The 18405-nt window shown below is 35.1% G+C and carries 18 protein-coding genes; 7 read left to right on the top strand and 11 right to left on the bottom strand.

The window, feature by feature from the left end; translation table 11 throughout:
- Positions 1-459: 459 nt before the first annotated feature.
- A complete protein-coding gene (gene argA / locus ACYIAM_RS00770) occupies positions 460-1788 on the top strand; it encodes an amino-acid N-acetyltransferase (RefSeq protein WP_174797076.1) in 1329 nt (442 codons plus the stop codon).
- A gap of 78 nt (positions 1789-1866) precedes the next feature.
- Here the strand turns inward: argA and ACYIAM_RS00775 are convergent, their stop codons facing one another.
- The 6 genes from ACYIAM_RS00775 to ACYIAM_RS00800 form a co-directional block, all read right to left on the bottom strand.
- A complete protein-coding gene (locus ACYIAM_RS00775; RefSeq protein WP_483746908.1) occupies positions 1867-2838 on the bottom strand; it encodes a sugar-binding transcriptional regulator in 972 nt (323 codons plus the stop codon).
- A 118-nt stretch (positions 2839-2956) separates the two neighbouring features.
- The gene (locus ACYIAM_RS00780; protein ID WP_483746909.1) at positions 2957-4201 is read right to left on the bottom strand and encodes an alcohol dehydrogenase catalytic domain-containing protein; all 1245 of its coding nucleotides are present in this window, start codon (positions 4199-4201) and stop codon (positions 2957-2959) included.
- Between the two features lie 163 nt (positions 4202-4364).
- Positions 4365-5186, bottom strand: coding sequence for a mannose/fructose/sorbose PTS transporter subunit IID (locus ACYIAM_RS00785; RefSeq protein ID WP_483746955.1), 822 nt, complete (start codon positions 5184-5186; stop codon positions 4365-4367).
- Positions 5187-5212: 26 nt separating this feature from the next.
- On the bottom strand, positions 5213-6031 hold the full coding sequence (locus ACYIAM_RS00790) for a PTS mannose/fructose/sorbose transporter subunit IIC (RefSeq protein WP_174797072.1): 819 nt from the start codon (positions 6029-6031) through the stop codon (positions 5213-5215).
- Positions 6032-6077: 46 nt separating this feature from the next.
- Positions 6078-6551: a mannose/fructose/sorbose PTS transporter subunit IIB gene (locus ACYIAM_RS00795; RefSeq protein ID WP_174797071.1), complete on the bottom strand. Its 474-nt coding sequence runs from the start codon at positions 6549-6551 to the stop codon at positions 6078-6080.
- Positions 6552-6971, bottom strand: coding sequence for a PTS sugar transporter subunit IIA (locus ACYIAM_RS00800; RefSeq protein WP_483746910.1), 420 nt, complete (start codon positions 6969-6971; stop codon positions 6552-6554). It lies immediately after the preceding gene.
- A gap of 473 nt (positions 6972-7444) precedes the next feature.
- Between ACYIAM_RS00800 and glyQ the strand changes: the two genes are divergently transcribed.
- The 4 genes from glyQ (at position 7445) to ybaK (ending at position 11939) form a co-directional block, all read left to right on the top strand.
- Positions 7445-8377: a glycine--tRNA ligase subunit alpha gene (glyQ, locus tag ACYIAM_RS00805; RefSeq protein ID WP_065638543.1), complete on the top strand. Its 933-nt coding sequence runs from the start codon at positions 7445-7447 to the stop codon at positions 8375-8377.
- Positions 8378-8387: 10 nt separating this feature from the next.
- Positions 8388-10460, top strand: coding sequence for a glycine--tRNA ligase subunit beta (gene glyS, locus ACYIAM_RS00810; protein WP_483746956.1), 2073 nt, complete (start codon positions 8388-8390; stop codon positions 10458-10460).
- A 67-nt stretch (positions 10461-10527) separates the two neighbouring features.
- Positions 10528-11349: a hypothetical protein gene (locus ACYIAM_RS00815; protein WP_483746911.1), complete on the top strand. Its 822-nt coding sequence runs from the start codon at positions 10528-10530 to the stop codon at positions 11347-11349.
- Between the two features lie 104 nt (positions 11350-11453).
- Entirely contained in the window at positions 11454-11939 is a 486-nt protein-coding gene (ybaK, locus tag ACYIAM_RS00820) for a Cys-tRNA(Pro) deacylase (RefSeq protein ID WP_483746912.1), read from the top strand.
- Positions 11940-12114: 175 nt separating this feature from the next.
- Here the strand turns inward: ybaK and ACYIAM_RS00825 are convergent, their stop codons facing one another.
- The 4 genes from ACYIAM_RS00825 to ACYIAM_RS00840 form a co-directional block, all read right to left on the bottom strand.
- The gene (locus ACYIAM_RS00825) at positions 12115-12387 is read right to left on the bottom strand and encodes an HU family DNA-binding protein (RefSeq protein WP_110434661.1); all 273 of its coding nucleotides are present in this window, start codon (positions 12385-12387) and stop codon (positions 12115-12117) included.
- A gap of 174 nt (positions 12388-12561) precedes the next feature.
- A complete protein-coding gene (locus tag ACYIAM_RS00830; protein ID WP_483746913.1) occupies positions 12562-13155 on the bottom strand; it encodes a YjaG family protein in 594 nt (197 codons plus the stop codon).
- On the bottom strand, positions 13148-14221 hold the full coding sequence (gene hemE, locus ACYIAM_RS00835) for a uroporphyrinogen decarboxylase (protein WP_483746914.1): 1074 nt from the start codon (positions 14219-14221) through the stop codon (positions 13148-13150). Before hemE ends, ACYIAM_RS00830 begins: the two co-directional genes overlap by 8 nt.
- Before the next feature lie 104 nt (positions 14222-14325).
- A complete protein-coding gene (locus tag ACYIAM_RS00840) occupies positions 14326-15219 on the bottom strand; it encodes a LysR family transcriptional regulator ArgP (RefSeq protein ID WP_174797065.1) in 894 nt (297 codons plus the stop codon).
- 208 nt (positions 15220-15427) lie between these two features.
- Between ACYIAM_RS00840 and rpiA the strand changes: the two genes are divergently transcribed.
- Together rpiA and serA are read left to right on the top strand one after the other, a co-directional pair.
- Positions 15428-16084, top strand: coding sequence for a ribose-5-phosphate isomerase RpiA (rpiA, locus tag ACYIAM_RS00845; protein WP_483746915.1), 657 nt, complete (start codon positions 15428-15430; stop codon positions 16082-16084).
- Between the two features lie 78 nt (positions 16085-16162).
- Positions 16163-17404: a phosphoglycerate dehydrogenase gene (serA, locus tag ACYIAM_RS00850; protein WP_174797063.1), complete on the top strand. Its 1242-nt coding sequence runs from the start codon at positions 16163-16165 to the stop codon at positions 17402-17404.
- Positions 17405-17509: 105 nt separating this feature from the next.
- Here serA and ACYIAM_RS00855 read toward each other — a convergent pair.
- A partial coding sequence (locus ACYIAM_RS00855; RefSeq protein WP_483746916.1) for a PH domain-containing protein occupies positions 17510-18405 on the bottom strand: 896 nt, incomplete at its 5' end.

The raw sequence follows: 18405 nt of genomic DNA on the forward strand, positions 1-18405 counted from the left end.
CATTGACTACTTTTTAGTTTGATTTTTGTTATAAGCACATTCAAAAGCAATAAATAGCAACATTCCAATGCTGTGAAAAATCAGTGTGTTTTTTCATAAAAAACGTTCAGGTGGAGTATTGATTTTATTAAAGTATTCTTTAATATTTTCATTAAAATCAAATTTTTATATAAAGTTTTCTATTTTGTTTCAGCATAAACAAAACTTGAGAAACATGCAAAAGTTGTTAACGCAATTAATGCCTTTTTCATTTTTGTTTTCTTCATTAGTTCTAGTTATTAAAAACGATCTGATTGTAAAATAAACTGACTTAATAATTCATCTTAAATATTCATATTAACTATCCGGCATTTAGAAAATTTTATCTTAAATATTTTACAAAAATACCTTGCGATCAACCCAAAAATAAATAAAAATACATAAAATATGAATAACTATTCATTTTAAGGGTGATGTCAAATGAAAGAGCGTACAACAGAGTTAGTTGAAGGATTGAGACATTCTGCACCTTATATCAACGCACATCATGGAAAAACCTTTGTTATTTTATTGACTGGTGCTGTATTAAAAAGTAATCATTATTCAAATATTATCAATGATATCGGCTTACTTTATAGTCTTGGCATTAAACTTGTTATTGTCAACGGTGCACGTAATCAAATTGATGAATCGCTTAAAAATCATAACATCCAACCTAAATATTACAAAAATACTCGAATTACCGATGCTTGCACACTCGATATTGTTAAACAGATCACCGGACTTTTACAGCTCAATATCACAGCGAGTTTATCAATGAGCTTAAACAATACACCATTACAAGGCGCACATATTAGTGTTGTCAGTGGTAATTTTGTCATTGCGCAACCTTTGGGGGTAGATGATGGCGTTGATTATTGCCATACAGGAAAAATCCGCCGTATAAATAAAGAGGCCATTGAACAGCAGTTGGAGCGAGGCTCTATTGTATTGTTGGGCCCAGTTGGTGTTTCAGTGACTGGTGAAAGTTTTAATTTAGCGTCTGAAGATGTTGCAGCCGAAGTAGCTATTCGCTTAAAAGCTGATAAATTAATTAGTTTTTGTGCAGAGCAAGGAGTTTTAGATGAACATGGTCATGTCATTATTGATCTTTATCCGGTTGATGCAGATAATTATGTCAACCAAAAAGAAATGCAAGGCAAACATTTATCCAGTGAAGCACGCTTTTTACGCGCAGCATCAAAAGCGTGCCGTAGTGGCGTCAGGCGAAGCCATTTAGTAAGTTATTTGATTGATGGTTCGATTTTACAAGAACTATTCTCGCGCGATGGCATTGGAACACAAGTTTCAATGGAACATTCTGAACAGGTTCGTTCGGCAACGATTAACGATATTGGTGGAATTTTAGAGCTCATTCGTCCGCTTGAGGAGCAAGGTATTTTGGTCAAACGCTCACGTGAACAATTAGAAATGGAAATTGATAAATTTACCATTATTGAACGAGATAACATGACAATTGGTTGTGCTGCACTTTACCCTTATCCTGAAGAAAAAATGGGTGAAATGGCCTGTGTGGCTATTCATCCGCAATATCGCAACTCATCTCGAGGAAACGTTCTTATCGAAAAGTTAACGGAAAAAGCAATTCAGTTAGGCCTTAAAAAAATATTTGTTTTAACGACACGAAGCATTCACTGGTTTAGAGAAAAAGGCTTTAATCCAGCAGAAGTAGATGACTTGCCTATTAAAAAGAAACAACTTTATAATTATCAAAGAAATTCCAAAATTCTAATATTTGATATATTATAGTTTTTTTAGCATTAAGTCTTATAGGCAGTATTATTGTGTAGTACCCAAGGCGATTTGCTAATCGTTTTAATTGAAAACTTAGTTAATTAATTGGGTAGCCATTTCATCACTAATTACTAATATATCAATGTAATTGGCATTTAGTGCCGCTTTTAGACTATTAATTTTTTCGCAATCGCCACTTGCACATATTTTTAAAGGAATTTTTTTCAGATTATCTAATGTCACTCCGATAATTTGATTACAAAATGGTGTCGTTAATTCAGTTCCATTTTGATCGAAAAAGCGGGATAAAATATCGCCTACAATGTCCTTATTGGCTATCGTTTGGAACAACTCACCATAAAATCCATACCAAATAGAACTTTTTGAAATAGCAGGACAACCAATACTAAATAGAGCGACGGTTATCTTGCTCCACCAATCTTTCAACTCTTTCATATGTTGAGTTTTTTCAATTTCTATTCTTAATAGTTCGGTATCAACAATGGCTGGGTAATCAATCAGTATGGCTTGACTATTTAATTTATTCGAAAGTTTATAAGCAATATTATTGACGTGATATTTTGTTTCAATTTTTCCTGATGGTCCTCCAATCATTGGTACAATGGTCGTATTATTGAATTGAGTGTTGTCATTTTTTAAACTGCTAACAATATAATTAATTGTGCGTCCCCATGAAATGCCAATGACATCATTATCATGGATATTTTTGACTAATACATTTGCAGCAACATTACAAACAATTTGGTTTTTGCTGTCATTATCAACATATTGATTGACAGGTACAATAATAACTTGTTTCAAATTATATTTATTAAGAATTTTTTCTTCTAATGCAATATTGGGCAATAGATCGTAATTTATTGAAATAGAAACAATACCTAATTCTCGTATTACTTTTAGCATTCGACTAATACTTGATCTGTGTATATTAACGATTTTGGCTATTTCGGATTGAGTTTTATTTTCTTCATAATAGAGTTGAGCTATTTTTATTAATAATTTGTGTTGCTCAAAATCGTAGTTACCAAAGTTATTATTGATCATGTTCGTATTATCTTATTAGTCATGTTTTTAAATCACTATTTATTAAAAAAATATCAAGATGTCATGTATGGTAATTCATATTATGGCATCTTGATGCTATTAAAGTATATCAAAAAAATTAAGACTCAATATCAGGAAAATTGTTTAATACAAAATCTTCAGCTTCTTTTGACCAAATATTATGGCTTTTATTTAATATTTTCTTTAATGCTACATCATCACTACTATCTGTTAACGATTCTAAACTTTTAAGCGCAAACTGCTTGTGAGTATAGACTAATTTTTTTCCACCTCTAATTTTATCTTGTCGTTGAGTTATGTCACTGGCTTGATCAATTCCCATTATATGCGAAACAATTTTAGCAACTTCAACCTTGCCTGACTCAATTAACTTAACAGCTAAGCGCATATCATCAGTATTTCCTCCTGATGTTCCAACAATATGAGTAAAATTATAATGTACATCATAAAAATTAATTTCTGCTTCGAAATTTTTATCTTGAGGACCAGCAAAAAAATTCAGACAACCGTCAAATGCTAATAATTGCGATGCTAAATGAATTAACTCTTTTGATGGTAAAAAGATAAAGATATCATCAAAACAATTTTTGGAAGATTTACTTTTCAATAGAGACAATTGATCTGCGCTCTCAGATATATCGACGAATTCAAGTTCGACCCCATTGCGTGATTGATATAGTGTTTTCAGATGCGCTATTTTTTCTTTGTTTCGCCCAGTGACAACCACTTTTTTGGGTTTTATCGCCCCCCCCAAAGCATAGTCTATTGCAAGCATCCCCATAGGGCCAGTTCCCCCTAATATAAGCAATTCACCATTAGGCTTTATTCCCATAATATGATCGTAACTATTTGGTTTCAAATGATAGCTAGCATTAAAAGCACCAATAACACAGGATAAGGGTTCAATTAACGCACCTTCAAAATAAGTTTTTCCATCATAAGGTATCAAACAATCTTGTTGTAATACGTCGTGATTGACTATCATATAGGTTGCACACCCACCCGTATTAGGATAAGAATAACCTACACAATAAGGGCTATTAGTGAGCTGTAAGTTGGCTTGTATGACATATTTTTGCCCTTTTTTAAATTTATGTTGCCAATTTTTACCTACTTGCAAAATATCACCACAGCATTCATGTCCAATAACAATTGGATTATTTTTTAGGTCTGGTGGTGTTTTTTTATGGTTTTCGCCTTGATTTACTAGCTTTAATGAAGACATGCACATACTGTCAACAATGACTGATACTAACACTTCATCATCTGTGATAGGTGGAAGTTCAAAAGATTCTAAGCGAAGATCATTTTTCCCATATAATCGAACAGCTCGAGTTTTCATATATTCCTCTTTAATAAATTAAATTTGATACAAATTTATACTCAATAATGCATAAATACCTTGTTATACTGCAGTTGTAAGGAAAAATGTATTTATAACAATTTGCTTTATTTCCTTTGGTTCAAAAATATTACATAGATGTTTAAGACTGTTTATTTGTATTTTAAGCTAGAATACCTAACCCATAACCAATAATACCCACGGCAAATAATGCAAAAATTAAGATAATTGGGCTGACCTTTTTTCGGAGCAATTTCATCATTAAGAGTGTTAGACCCAACGGTAGTAAACCTGGTACAAGATCATTGAGTATACCTTGTACTGTCATAACAATTTCATTACCATTTGCATCAGCAGTTTTAGATACCACTAAAGGGACATTTATTGAAGTCCATTTAGTCACCAATACCCCCATAATAAATAAACCAAGAATAGAAGCGCCTTCTGTCAGTTTAGGCAAGATATTACCCGAAAGATCTTTAACAATACCGATTCCTTTCGATAATCCATAGGTTAAACCATACCATTTCATGGCAAGTCTGACGAAATTAAACAAAATAAAAAATAATAATGGACCTGCAATATTTCCGTTGAGTGCTAAAGATGCACCAAGTGCTGCAGTAATAGGTCGCAATGTACCCCATACAAGGGGATCACCGACTCCTGCTAAAGGTCCCATTAATCCAATTTTAAGGCTATTGATTGTTCCATCATTAATTGGTGCGCCATTTGCTTTTGCTTCTTCCATTGCTATAGTGACACCAAGCACAGGGCCACACATTGCAGGAGTGGTGTTGAAAAAGGCTAAATGTCTTTTTAACGCTTGACGTTGTTCCTCTTGTGTTTGATAAACTCGTTTGATTGTTGGAATCATATCTACACAAAAAGCAAGCGCATGAATACGTTCATAATTAAAAGAAGCTTGCTGGAAATTAGAACGAATAAAAGTACTAATCACATCTTTTTTTTGAATAGTTTTTAACATTTCTTTCATAATAAAATTCCTATAAATTATTCTTCTAATTCATCATCAGTGATTATTTGGTTGGTATTTGCCATTGGATTTGCAATTTCGTTATTAACTTTTATTACATTGAACTTTGGGTTTAATTGAACATAAATAATGGCAAAAATAACCCCCAAAATACCAAATGAAAGTAAACTAAAATTTAGATATCCACCTAAAACAAAACCTAAATAGAAAAAAGGAGCTAAATATTTAACAATCATCATGTTTAACACCATTGCATAACCGACAACAACGATAAATCCACCAGCAACAGCAAGCCCACCAGTGACAATATCAGGTAACATGTTTAATAGGGATTGCACAGTATTTGCATCAACATAAATGGCAACGAGCGTGGCAGGAATAGAAACTCTTAATGCTTGTACAAAAAGAGCACTAAAATGGAGTAATTCAATCTTTCGGAATTGAACTTTTTCTGCCGCTTTATCTGCTTCATGCTGAAAAATTACCGTGATAGTTCTTGCAAAAACGGTTAATATTTGCCCTGCCGCGGCAACAGGAAGAGCGATGGCTATTCCTGTTTGGATATCTTGCTGTCCTATAACAACCAAGATTGTTGATATCACACTCGCCAATGCAGAATCGGGAGATTGTGCTGCCCCAATATTCATCCAACCCAATGCGATTAGTTCAAGCGTACCACCTAAAATGATACCTGTTTTTATATCACCTAATATTAGGCCAATTACGGTACATGCAATCAATGGACGATGTGTTTGAAACTCATCAAGTACACTTCCCATTCCTGCGATACACGAGAAAATAAATATGAACATGATTTGCAGTACTGAAATGTCCATGTTTCCCTCCTACCATTTATTATGTTAGTTAATTTGAATAACCTTGTTAAAGAAGTTTAATAAAATCAACATTTGGATCGGTAATAACGACTTTTAAACATAGATTGATACCCATCTCATGCATTTTTTTGAATGCAGATATGTCATTTCCGTCGACAGAAACCGCTTTGGTAATCTGTTTTTTTCCCTCTTTAAACGACATTCCTCCAATATTAACCTCTTTAATAGGAACGCCCGCATTGACTAATCGCAAGACATCGGTTGGATTGGTGAAAAGATAAAAAACAGTATCATTTTCATATTTAGGATTTTTATAGACTGCAGCAGCTTTATCGATACTAACCACAGACACTTTAATTCCTGGGGGAGCAGCCTGTTTAACTAGTGCTGAACGAATTTGATCATTAGCAACTTCATCACTCACAATGATAATTCTTTCTGCTTTGGCTTCTTTTGTCCAAACAGTGGTAACTTGACCATGAATCAATCGGTCATCAATACGAACTAAATTTATGATCATTTATAACTCCTCCTCTGTAGATATATTTTTAGATAGTGATTTGAAAGATTTAATAAAATCTAATTTAACTTCGTCGAGTTGTGCATAGACGTTTTCAATATTCATTAAAGACAAATCAAGATTTAATAACTCTAAGCAAAGTGGCAGAGATAAACCGCTAATTACTTCGATATTACCTAACTGTATGGCTAGAATAGAGGCTGCGTTATAAGGACTGCCAGAAAATATATCAGTGATAATAATGAACTGTTTGGATTCTGATTGGCTAATAATTTTTAGATATTTATCTTTTAGGTTATCAATGCTATCCCCTGGTTCAAAAGTTATCGCATACAAATGAGAGTATTGCCCCGCAATCATCTCAATACTATTTTTCATTTCATAGGCAATTTTTCCGTGTCCAGCCAAAATAATATTCATTTAGCACCCTCACAAATTCTCTATTTAAATCACAAATGTTAAAACAACTTTATATTCACATTTTCTCAAAGTAAATCACCAATATGAAAAAGTGTGATGTAGATTGGATTTTTTGAAAAATGAACAGAAGAAAGTTTTTTATTTTTTATCAGAGAACATGATGAGAGAAATACCCACATTATTGACTATAACTTGAAAATGACTGTAAAAAATGCGAGTAATTACTATACCTTGAGCGATTTATTAATAACTACAATATCGTTAAACCGCATAATTTGCTTTTAGATAAAAGATTTTATGAATTTTTAGTGGATTATTTTCATGATAATGTATAAACGGTCCGTCGTATTCTTACAATAAACTAAGCTAGGCAAATAGAATACGATTAGGCATTTCACAAGTATTGATAAAAAGTATAATATATAGCACTATTTAAATTATCGAAATATCAATTCAACCATAAAGATAACATCATGCAAAAGTTTAATGTCAAAACCTTTCAGGGGTTAATTCTTACATTACAAGATTACTGGGCCAATCAGGGGTGCACCGTGATTCAGCCTTTAGATATGGAAGTTGGTGCCGGCACTTCTCACCCTATGACCTGCTTACGCGCACTGGGGCCAGAACCAATTAATGCCGCTTATGTTCAACCATCGCGACGCCCAACAGATGGCCGCTATGGCGAAAACCCAAATAGGTTACAACACTATTACCAATTTCAAGTTATCTTAAAACCTTCTCCTGATAATATCCAAGAGCTGTATTTAGGCTCGTTAAAACAGTTAGGACTTGATCCCACTGTTAATGATATTCGTTTTGTTGAAGACAATTGGGAAAACCCAACACTCGGGGCATGGGGGCTAGGTTGGGAAGTTTGGTTAAATGGGATGGAAGTAACCCAATTTACTTACTTTCAACAAGTTGGTGGACTTGAATGTAAGCCTGTTACCGGTGAAATCACTTATGGGCTTGAACGCTTAGCGATGTATATTCAAGGTGTGGATAGCGTTTATGATTTAGTTTGGAGCGACGGTGTATTTGGTAAAACCACTTATGGCGATGTATTCCACCAAAACGAAGTTGAGCAATCCACTTATAATTTTGAATATGCGAATGTTGAATTTTTATTTTATTGTTTTGAGCAACACGAAAAAGAAGCAAAATTTTTGCTTGAGTTAGAAAAACCACTTCCACTACCAGCTTATGAGCGTATTTTAAAAGCCGCCCACTGTTTTAATTTACTTGATGCACGTAAAGCGATTTCAGTGACTGAGCGACAACGTTATATTTTACGCATCAGAACATTAACCAAAATGGTGGCGGAAGCCTATTACGCATCACGTGAAGCACTTGGATTTCCTATGTGCCAAAATTCACAGTCTAACGAAAGTGCATCAAAGTAGGAATTAAAAGATTATGCAAAAAACATTTTTAGTGGAAATTGGTACCGAAGAGTTACCACCAAAATCACTCCGCACTTTAGCAGAAAGCTTTGCGGCTAATTTTATACAGCAGCTTGATAATGCCAATTTAGAACATGGCAAAGTACTTTGGTATGCATCTCCCCGCCGTTTAGCGTTAAAAGTCTTAAATTTAAATAACACACAACCCGATAGCCAAATTGTTAAACGCGGTCCTGCGGTCAGTGCGGCATTTGATGCCAATGGTAATGCAACTAAAGCCGCTCAAGGTTGGGCGCGAGGTTGTGGTATTACAGTTGATCAAGCCCAGCGTATAAAAACCGATAAAGGCGAATGGTTGTCGTATACTCACAATCAAAAAGGTCAACCCGTAGTTAATCTTTTATGTGATATGGTTAAAACTGCATTAAGCAAATTACCTATCCCTAAACCAATGCGTTGGGCAGCTAGTCAAGTCGAATTTATTCGTCCATGCCATACTGTCACCATGTTGTATGGTGATGAGCTTGTGCCTGGTACCATTTTAGATATTGAGTCAAACCGCGTTATTCGTGGTCACCGTTTTATGGGTGAACAAGAGTTCACTATCGATAATGCCGATCAGTACCCCGAAATTTTGGAACAGCGTGGTAAAGTCATTGCTGATTATGACAAGCGAAAAGCTATGATTAAGCAACAAGCTGAAAGCGAAGCGGCTAAACTTCATGGTAAGGCTGATTTAACTGACACGCTACTTGAAGAAGTCTGTTCTCTTGTTGAATGGCCTGTTGTGCTAACCGCTAAATTTGAAGAGCGATTTTTACAAGTGCCGGCTGAATCACTGGTTTATACCATGAAAGGGGATCAAAAATACTTTCCTGTTTATGATAAACAAGGCAAATTATTACCAAACTTTATTTTTGTGGCTAATATTGAATCGAAAGATCCACAAGTTGTGATTTCGGGTAATGAAAAAGTGGTTCGCCCACGCCTTGCTGATGCAGAATTCTTTTATCAAACCGATTTAAAACAACGTTTAGAAGATCGTTTGCCTCGTCTTGAAACGGTGTTATTTCAACAACAACTTGGAACTGTTAAAGATAAAGCAATTCGCATAGCATCGTTATCAGGCTTTATTGCCGACAAAATTGGCGCTAATATTGAGCAAGCTAAACGAGCAGGTAAATTAACAAAATGCGATTTAGTGACCAACACCGTTTTTGAATTCCCTGAAACGCAAGGTATTATGGGGCGCTATTTGGCACTTAAAGATGGCGAAAGCATAGAAGTTGCCACCGCTATTGAAGAACAATATAAACCGCGTTTTGCAGGTGATGAATTACCGAGTACGGCAGTGTCTTGTGCAGTTTCTATCGCTGAAAAAATGGATACTTTAGCGGGTATTTTTGGCATTGGCCAGCACCCTAAAGGTGATAAAGATCCTTTTGCATTGCGACGCGCTGCGATTGGTGTTTTACGAATTATTGTAGAAAAGGCATTATCTTTAGATCTTGTTGAATTAGCCAATTATGCCACATCGTTATATGGCGAAAAACTGAATAATAAAAATGTGGTTGAAGATATTGTTAATTTTATGCAAGGTCGTTTCCGCGCATGGTATCAAGAACAAGGCTTTGCCATTGATACTATTCAAGCAGTTTTAGCGCTTAATCCAACAAAACCGGCTGATTTTGATGCGCGCATTAAAGCAGTCACTCACTTTAGAACCTTGCCAGAATCCTCATCATTAGCTGAAGCTAATAAACGAGTATCAAATATCTTATCTAAAGCCGAAATTGCTATTCCAGAGCAGATCAATGCAGCCTTGCTAGAAGCAGGCGCTGAAGGCGAATTAGCTAAAAAATTGGCAATTTTAACCGATAAACTTTCACCTTATTTTAATGAAGGTCGTTATCAAGATGCGTTAGTTGAATTATCGTCACTAAAAGAAACGGTGAATGCGTTTTTTGATTCTGTCATGGTTATGGTTGACAATGAACAGATTAAACTTAATCGATTAGCACTTTTGAAAAAGCTACAAAACTTATTCTTAAAAGTCGCTGATATTTCATTATTGCAAGCTTAATTTGCGAATTCAATCATTCAAAAATAATAGTGGTAACTAAATCGGTTACCACTTGTAAGGAACTTATATGGAAATGCAAAAAAAAATCTCTTTTTCTTTAGTTTTTACACAAACATGCAATTTTTTTCGTAATCGTATTATACCAATTGCGCTTGTAAGTCTATTAGTAGCACTAATGAGCTCAGTTATAAGTTACTACCTTTACAAACCAGAAACGTATACACAATTATATTTATCAGGAAATACCACTAGCTATGTATCAGTTATTATTATAGCAGTTGCAATCTCTATTGTTATGAAATCAATTAGTATTGCAACAGTTTATAACCTTTATGTAAGTGATAAACTTAACCCCAAATTATTACTGTCTAGAGTATTAGAAAATCTATTAAAAATTATTGCTTTTTACCTTGTTATGATTTTTCACTTAGTTGTTATAGTATTATTTTTATTTTTAATCCTTATTATTTTAAATTTACTACTTCCCAAATCTTTGATTATTTCATTAATTTTTATAACGCTAATTATTTCCTCTGTACTTTTCTTTATTTTCACTAGCTTCTTTTTTGGATTATTGGCTGAATCTAAACAAAAAAGTTTCTCTGATTTATTTTCGTTAAGTTGTCAACTGACAAAAATGCAATGGCATCCTTCTTTTCTTATGCTATTAATTAATATCGCATATTTAATGATTATTACTATATTGTCTATGATAATCGATGAAAACAATATTATAGTAGTTAATATTATCTTTTCGTTCTGTTCTGTCTTTTTTGATATCTTCCTGACGAGCTTTTTCTATCGTCTTTATTGGTTAGTAACTAATGATGCTAACTCAAACTTTCCAACAAAAGATGATCAGCAAGAAACTAATAGTTTGATCGTTTAATCATTCTCATCCTTACCAATTTAGATTGGTGAGGAAACTCACTTGCTATATCAATTTGCTGTGTATTATATTTGTTATAATGAAAAACCATTTGGATAACAATTATGACACCCGCTATTTATTTACTTAAAAAGTTAAAAACTAAATTTAACATTCACCAGTATAAGCATGATCCAAATCAAACCAACTACGGGCAAGAAGCGGTTGCTAAACTTGATCCCAGTTTAAATGTCACTGCAGCGCAAGTATTCAAAACGCTGATTGTGAGTTTGAACGGTAACAATAAAATGTTAGCGGTTTGCGTATTGCCAGTTGAGTGTCATTTAGATCTAAAAAAAGTGGCCAAAGCACTAAACTGTAAAAAAATAGATTTAGCTGATGCTAATTTAGCTCAAAAGGTAACAGGTTATTTAGTGGGAGGAATTAGTCCACTAGGTCAAAAGCAGCAACTGCCCACACTCATTGATTTAAGTGCCAATAAACACACAACAATGTTCATATCAGGTGGCAAAAGAGGATTAGAAATTGAAATTACACCACAAGATTTAGCCGATATATTACAAGCTAAATTGATTGAAATAGCTGTTTAAAATGACTAACAGTATAAATTTTAATTGGGAAACAATATTGTTTATAAATAGGATAGAAAAACCAACAGATATGCTATTTTATGAGTTTTTTCTTTCTCGGAAAAATAAGGCCATAAGGCTATACCCTATGACCTATTCTTCTATCAATCAAATTGACAGAAAGATAAAAAGCAACTTATTTAATTGCTTCTTTTAAACTTTTACCTGATACAAATGCAGGTACTTTACTTGCTGCAATTTTAATTTCTTTACCTGTTTTTGGGTTACGACCAGTACGCGCTTTGCGATCATTAACTTTAAAGGTACCAAAACCAACTAATTGAACTGGTTCACCAGCTTTTAATGATTCAGTAATAGCAGCTAGTGTCGCTTCCAATGCTGTTTTAGCAGCAACTTTAGTGATATCAGCTTTGCTAGCAATAGCGTCGACAAGTTCTGTTTTATTCATGGGTATATCCTTACATATTATTTTATTGTTAAAGTTAACATTATAAACGAAGCTAAAATTCAGCTTCGCTACTGTAAATAGTGTTTAGATTACATTGTGGTTAAATGTAGTCTATATTCGTCTAATATTAAAGAAAAATTTAATAAAAAATAAAAAAATTACACTTTAAACCGCTTAATCGCTTAAAAAAACACCAATATTACTTACTCTGGAGGCTCGAATTTCGTCTTTTAAGCCTTTTATGAGCGCAATCATTTCATTATTTTCATCACGTAATAATCTTAATATTTCCCACTGTAAATCAAATTCATCAATCACACTAGGTAAAGTTTGTTGCGCATCTTGTGAAAGATTAACATTGGTTTTGGTCATTTCAAATTCAGCAACGGTGGTTGCCGATATGCTACTTACTTTAGCGGTATGCTCGGCCATTTCACCACTCAAATAAGAGTGTAAAACTTCACCAAGCGCCTGACAAGCATCGATAGCTGGATAAATCATATAAGGGCTATCTTCAGTGACAATCGGAATTATCGCTTCTAATTTTTCAAGCTGTAAATCAAAATTGATTTTTACATCTTCAACTAATAATGATTCCCAAACTAAATCTAGTATTTTTTTGTAACTTTTTGCATCATCGTCATTTTGCTGTTGTTGACAATAAAAAACAAAATTGGGATACATTCGTTCGCACAGGCAAACCATAAACAAACGTTGTTGCCATTGTGGTAACTTTTCTACTCTTAATTGAACAGGATTTTTAATCATGATGAAACCTTTTTGACTGCCAATGTACTGCTTCAATTAGTTGCTGTACATGTTCTATGGGGATATCTTGGTGAATACCATGCCCTAAATTAAAAATATGTCCATTGTGATGCCCAAATTCACTAAGAACGGCTTCTACATTGGATTCAATTGTTTGTTTTTCTGCATACAAAACAGAAGGATCTAAATTACCTTGCACCGCAACTTGCCCTTTTTGGGTGATCTGGCTTAAATTCACCGTCCAATCCACCCCCACAGCATCACAGCCAGTGTTGATTATATTATCCAGCCATAACCCCCCCCCTTTAGTAAATAAAGTGACAGGGATATACGAGGTTATAACTTTACTTTTTTGACCTTGCTTTAATTGCGACAAGATTAATTGCATATAGTCAAGTGAGAATGTTTGATAACTTTGATGGCTCAATACGCCACCCCATGTATCAAAAATCATAATAGATTGCGCTCCAGCTTGGATTTGCGCATTTAAATATAACGCAATACTATTGGCGAGCTTTTCAAGTAGCAAATGCAGTGCTTTGGGCTCACTATAGAGCATTTTTTTGATTTTAGTAAATGCTTTGCTACTGCCCCCTTCAACCATATAGGTTGCTAATGTCCATGGACTCCCTGAAAAGCCTATTAATGGAACTTTACCATTGAGTTCTTTTTTCGTTAATCGAATCGCATCCATCACATATTTAAGTGATTGCTCAGGATCAGGGATGGGTAACTGTTTAATATCGGACAGACAAGATATCGATTTTGAAAATTTTGGACCTTCGCCCGACTCAAAATATAAGCCAAGTCCCATAGCATCAGGAATAGTTAAAATATCAGAAAAGATAATAGCAGCATCAAGATCAAATCGCTGTAATGGCTGTAAAGTGACTTCACAAGCTAATTCTGGCGTTTGGCACATCGTCATAAATTCACCCGCGTGGGCTCTTAACTGACGATACTCTGGCAAATAGCGCCCCGCCTGGCGCATCATCCAAATCGGCGTGTAATCTACAGGTAAACATTGCAAAGCACGTAAATAACGGTCATTTTTTAATTGGCTCATATCCTCAGCTCTTTAAGTAAAGATGTTAGTTTGTCAAAAAGTTTCAGGAAAGTATGCGTTTTAGTATAAAACCATCTAATTATCTATTATTTGTGCTCCAAAGCTTAAGGTTGTGATAATGTATTTTGGGCATAATCAATTAAAGTTTCAGAAATAGTTTGCATTACGCTACTTTCTGGCGCAAAACGATGCCAATATAGCATACGCCTTTGATATAACCCTTCTGTTAAATTAACCAACTCACCATTTTTTAACTCTTGTTCAACCTGTAACTTTGGCAGCATACAACAAGCTGAACCTTGTTTAGCTAATTGCACAAAAGCCTCGGATGAACTGGTAATATGGCAAATCACACTACCTGGGGTAAGATTAAAATTTTCTTGCAAAAAAGCCTGATGCATATCATCTAAATGGTCAAACGCAACAGCAGGCGCTTTTAGTAAAGATGAGCGATTCACACCATGTGGGAAGTACTTTTTAGCAAAATCAGGCGAAGCCACAAAAATATAATCTAACGCGCCTAACACATCAGATAAACAACCAGGTAAAGGATTAGCTTGAATACTAATTGCCGCAACCACTGTACCTAAACGGAGCAGTTCTAAGGTATGTTCTTCGTCTTTTACCTGTATATCAAAACGTAAGATATTTTTATCTAAAACGGGTTTTAACGCAGGTAATAGCCAAGTCGCTAAAGAATCGGCGTTGATTGCAACAGATAATGACAATGGCGTTGAGTTTTGTTCATTATCACCCAACCATTGTTGTTCTAATAACTCAACTTGGTGCAATAATCCTAAAAGATGCTCACCTTGCTTAGTGGCTTTGGGGGGAATAGTTCTAACCAACAATTGCTGACCAAAAAAACTTTCTAACTGCTTAATGCGTTGCGATACCGCAGGTTGTGTAATACACAGTTTATCTGCTGCCCGTTCAAATCCTCGTTCTTTTATCACTGCATCTAATGCTTGTAATGCTCTATAATCTGGACGCTTCATAATCTCTACACTAATGATTTGATCATTGTTTGAATATTCAAACTACTTTAATATCGCAATAAGTTTTCAACATATCAAAAGTTGATATATTTTCTTAAAATCCTAATGATTTTTACTTTCCAATTGGGTACTATGCCATATCTTCAATCATTTTGCTTTCAAAATTTTATTTTTTTAAGAAAAATTATCCTCAAAATAGGGTGATACCATGACACAAGACGAATTAAAAAAGGCTGTAGGCTGGTCAGCATTAAAATTTATCAAACCTGATGCTTATGTCGGCGTAGGAACAGGTTCAACGGCAGCGTATTTTATTGATGCATTAGCCACAATAAAAGATCAGATCAAAGGCACAGTTTCAAGCTCAGAAGCATCCACACAAAAATTAAAAAGCTATGGGATTCCAGTTCTTGATTGTAATGAGGTCGATAGTTTAGATGTTTATGTCGATGGTGCCGATGAAATCAATCATCATTTACAAATGATTAAAGGCGGTGGTGCGGCCTTAACACGTGAAAAAATTGTTTCAGCCATTGCCAAACAATTTATTTGTATTGTTGATGAATCAAAAGTTGTTGATGTGTTAGGTAAGTTTCCATTACCTATTGAAGTGATCCCGATGGCGCGTTCTTATGTTGCTCGCGAACTATTTAAATTAGGTGGTAAACCCATCTATCGTCAAGGCGTAGTCACGGATAATGGTAATGTGATTTTAGATGTCCATGATCTTATCATCGCCAATCCCATAGAATTAGAAAATCGAATCAATAATATTGCGGGTGTGGTAACGGTGGGATTATTTGCCAATAAAGGGGCTGATATTGCGCTTGTCGGATGTAGCACGGGTGTGAAAGAGCTTAGGTAAAATCATATATTAGAGCAAATTTATAACGGTATACCACAGTAAATACCAATTTGTATACGGAAAGAAAGAGAGGAAATAATGGCTATTCAGGCTTTAACCAAAGATGAAAACAAGTTTTTATTACTTGAAGGCGTTCATCCTAGTGCCATTGAAATATTAAAATCAGCTGGTTTTACCAATATTGAATATCATAAAAGTGCATTATCACCAGCAGAACTGAAACAAGCCCTGCAAGATGTTCGCTTTATTGGTATTCGTTCCAGAACACATTTAACCAAAGATATTATTGATGCAGCTCCAAAACTTGCAGGAATTGGCTGCTTTTGTATTGGTACTAATCAAGTTGATTTGGATGCTGCCACAGTGAAAGGTATCCCAGTGTTTAATGCACCATTTTCTAATACACGATCTGTTGCAGAACTGGTGCTAGCTGAAGCGATTTTATTATTGCGCCGCGTGCCCGAAGCGAATGCTAAAGCGCACCAAGGCAAATGGAACAAAATTGCCACGGGTTCGCACGAAGCACGAGGTAAAAATTTAGGTATTATTGGTTATGGACATATTGGTAGTCAATTAAGCATTTTAGCTGAATCACTAGGCATGAATGTTTATTTTTACGATATTGAAACCAAATTACCGTTAGGTAATGCTAAGCAAGTTTCATCAATGAAAGAATTACTGGCGACAAGCGATATTGTTTCAATGCATGTCCCCGAAAATGCAACCACGATCAAAATGATAAGTAACAACGAAATTGATGCAATGAAGCAAGACGCAATTTTAATTAATGCTTCGCGCGGTAAAGTGATTGATCTTGATGCATTAACTCAAGCCCTCAAAGCCAACAAACTCAGTGGCGCGGCTATTGATGTCTTTCCAACAGAACCAGCCAGTAACAATGATCCTTTTGAATCACCATTATGTCAATTTGATAACGTGATTATTACACCGCATATTGGCGGCTCAACTAGCGAGGCGCAAGAAAACATAGGAATTGAAGTTGCCACAAAACTTGCAAAATATTCAGATACTGGCGCAACTCTTTCGGCGGTTAACTTCCCTGAAGCCTCGTTACCTATTCCAGCCAAAGGTTCAAGTCGCTTTATTAATATTCACCATAATCAGCCTGGTGTATTAACCGCTATCAATACTTTATTTGCAGAACAAGGGCTTAATATTTCAGCACAATATTTACAAACCGACGCAAAAATTGGTTATGTTGTTATTGATATCGATAGAGTAAATGCAAATAAAGCCGAAGAATTGCTTGATAGATTAAAAAAAGTGTCTGGTACCATTCGCGCAAGATTGCTATTTTAATTGACATTCACTCAATGCCACCTATCTTTTGATAAGTGGCTAATCATTACTAATTTAAACTAGCGGTGGAATTAATATAATCGCTAATCTAACACATCATCACCTTTAAGGGCTGACACATGCTACTGGTGCATAGTCCCATGAATCATCATAATACCGTATACCACCCTCGATTAAGCTAACGGTAAAATGTTTATTAGGCATATTTGTCAGAGAAGCCGTCAAATATTCAGGAAAACTGCTAGGAGATGCCCAACTAACAGCGTATTCACCATTTTGCAGAACTGTCTCCTCATCTTCAAAAGGATATCCACTAATCATACGCCCCCATTCACTAAATAATCCCCCTACCCAACGGTTGCCAAGCTTAAAACTTAAGCGTCGTTGATATGCGTAAAAATCATCCAATTCTGGTAGACCACCAGTCCAACCGAGCCACGGATCATTGTGATTAGTGTAATCATTAACATCGGGGAGACGATAATGACTACCTAACCCTTGACAAAACTGTATGGCTTGCTCATATGTCATCCCTTTATAATCATCTCTACCTTCTATAGAAGGAGGATTATTTATATACCAACGCTCTATCTTAAAGCTATAAAGTAATTTAGTATGGCTACTATCTGCGTAAAGCTTAAATACCGAAGGCGAAAAACGCTTATCTTTTGAATCAAGCGTTGGCCCTTTTAGCTTTATCTTTAGACCGCTTCTAACATCTATCGGTCTTGCATTCCAGCGTTCTTCATCTGCTCTCCCCCATGTCGGATCCCAATTTACCTTGTCAGCAGAGAGGGACAAGGTGACGCCATGCCCACTCTCCGCACTAACAGTAGCACCATTTGCGGCAATAATCTGTTCTGGCGTTATGCCTGACAATATTAAGAAAAAGTGTAAACCATCTGTCCCAGTTGTCGGGAAGTTATCGCTGGGCTTATCGGCATCATTCACTTTAAATCCCACAAATGACACCCAATTAGGACCATTCATACGGTCGTCAT

This window comes from Gilliamella sp. X-60 (assembly GCF_057063585.1).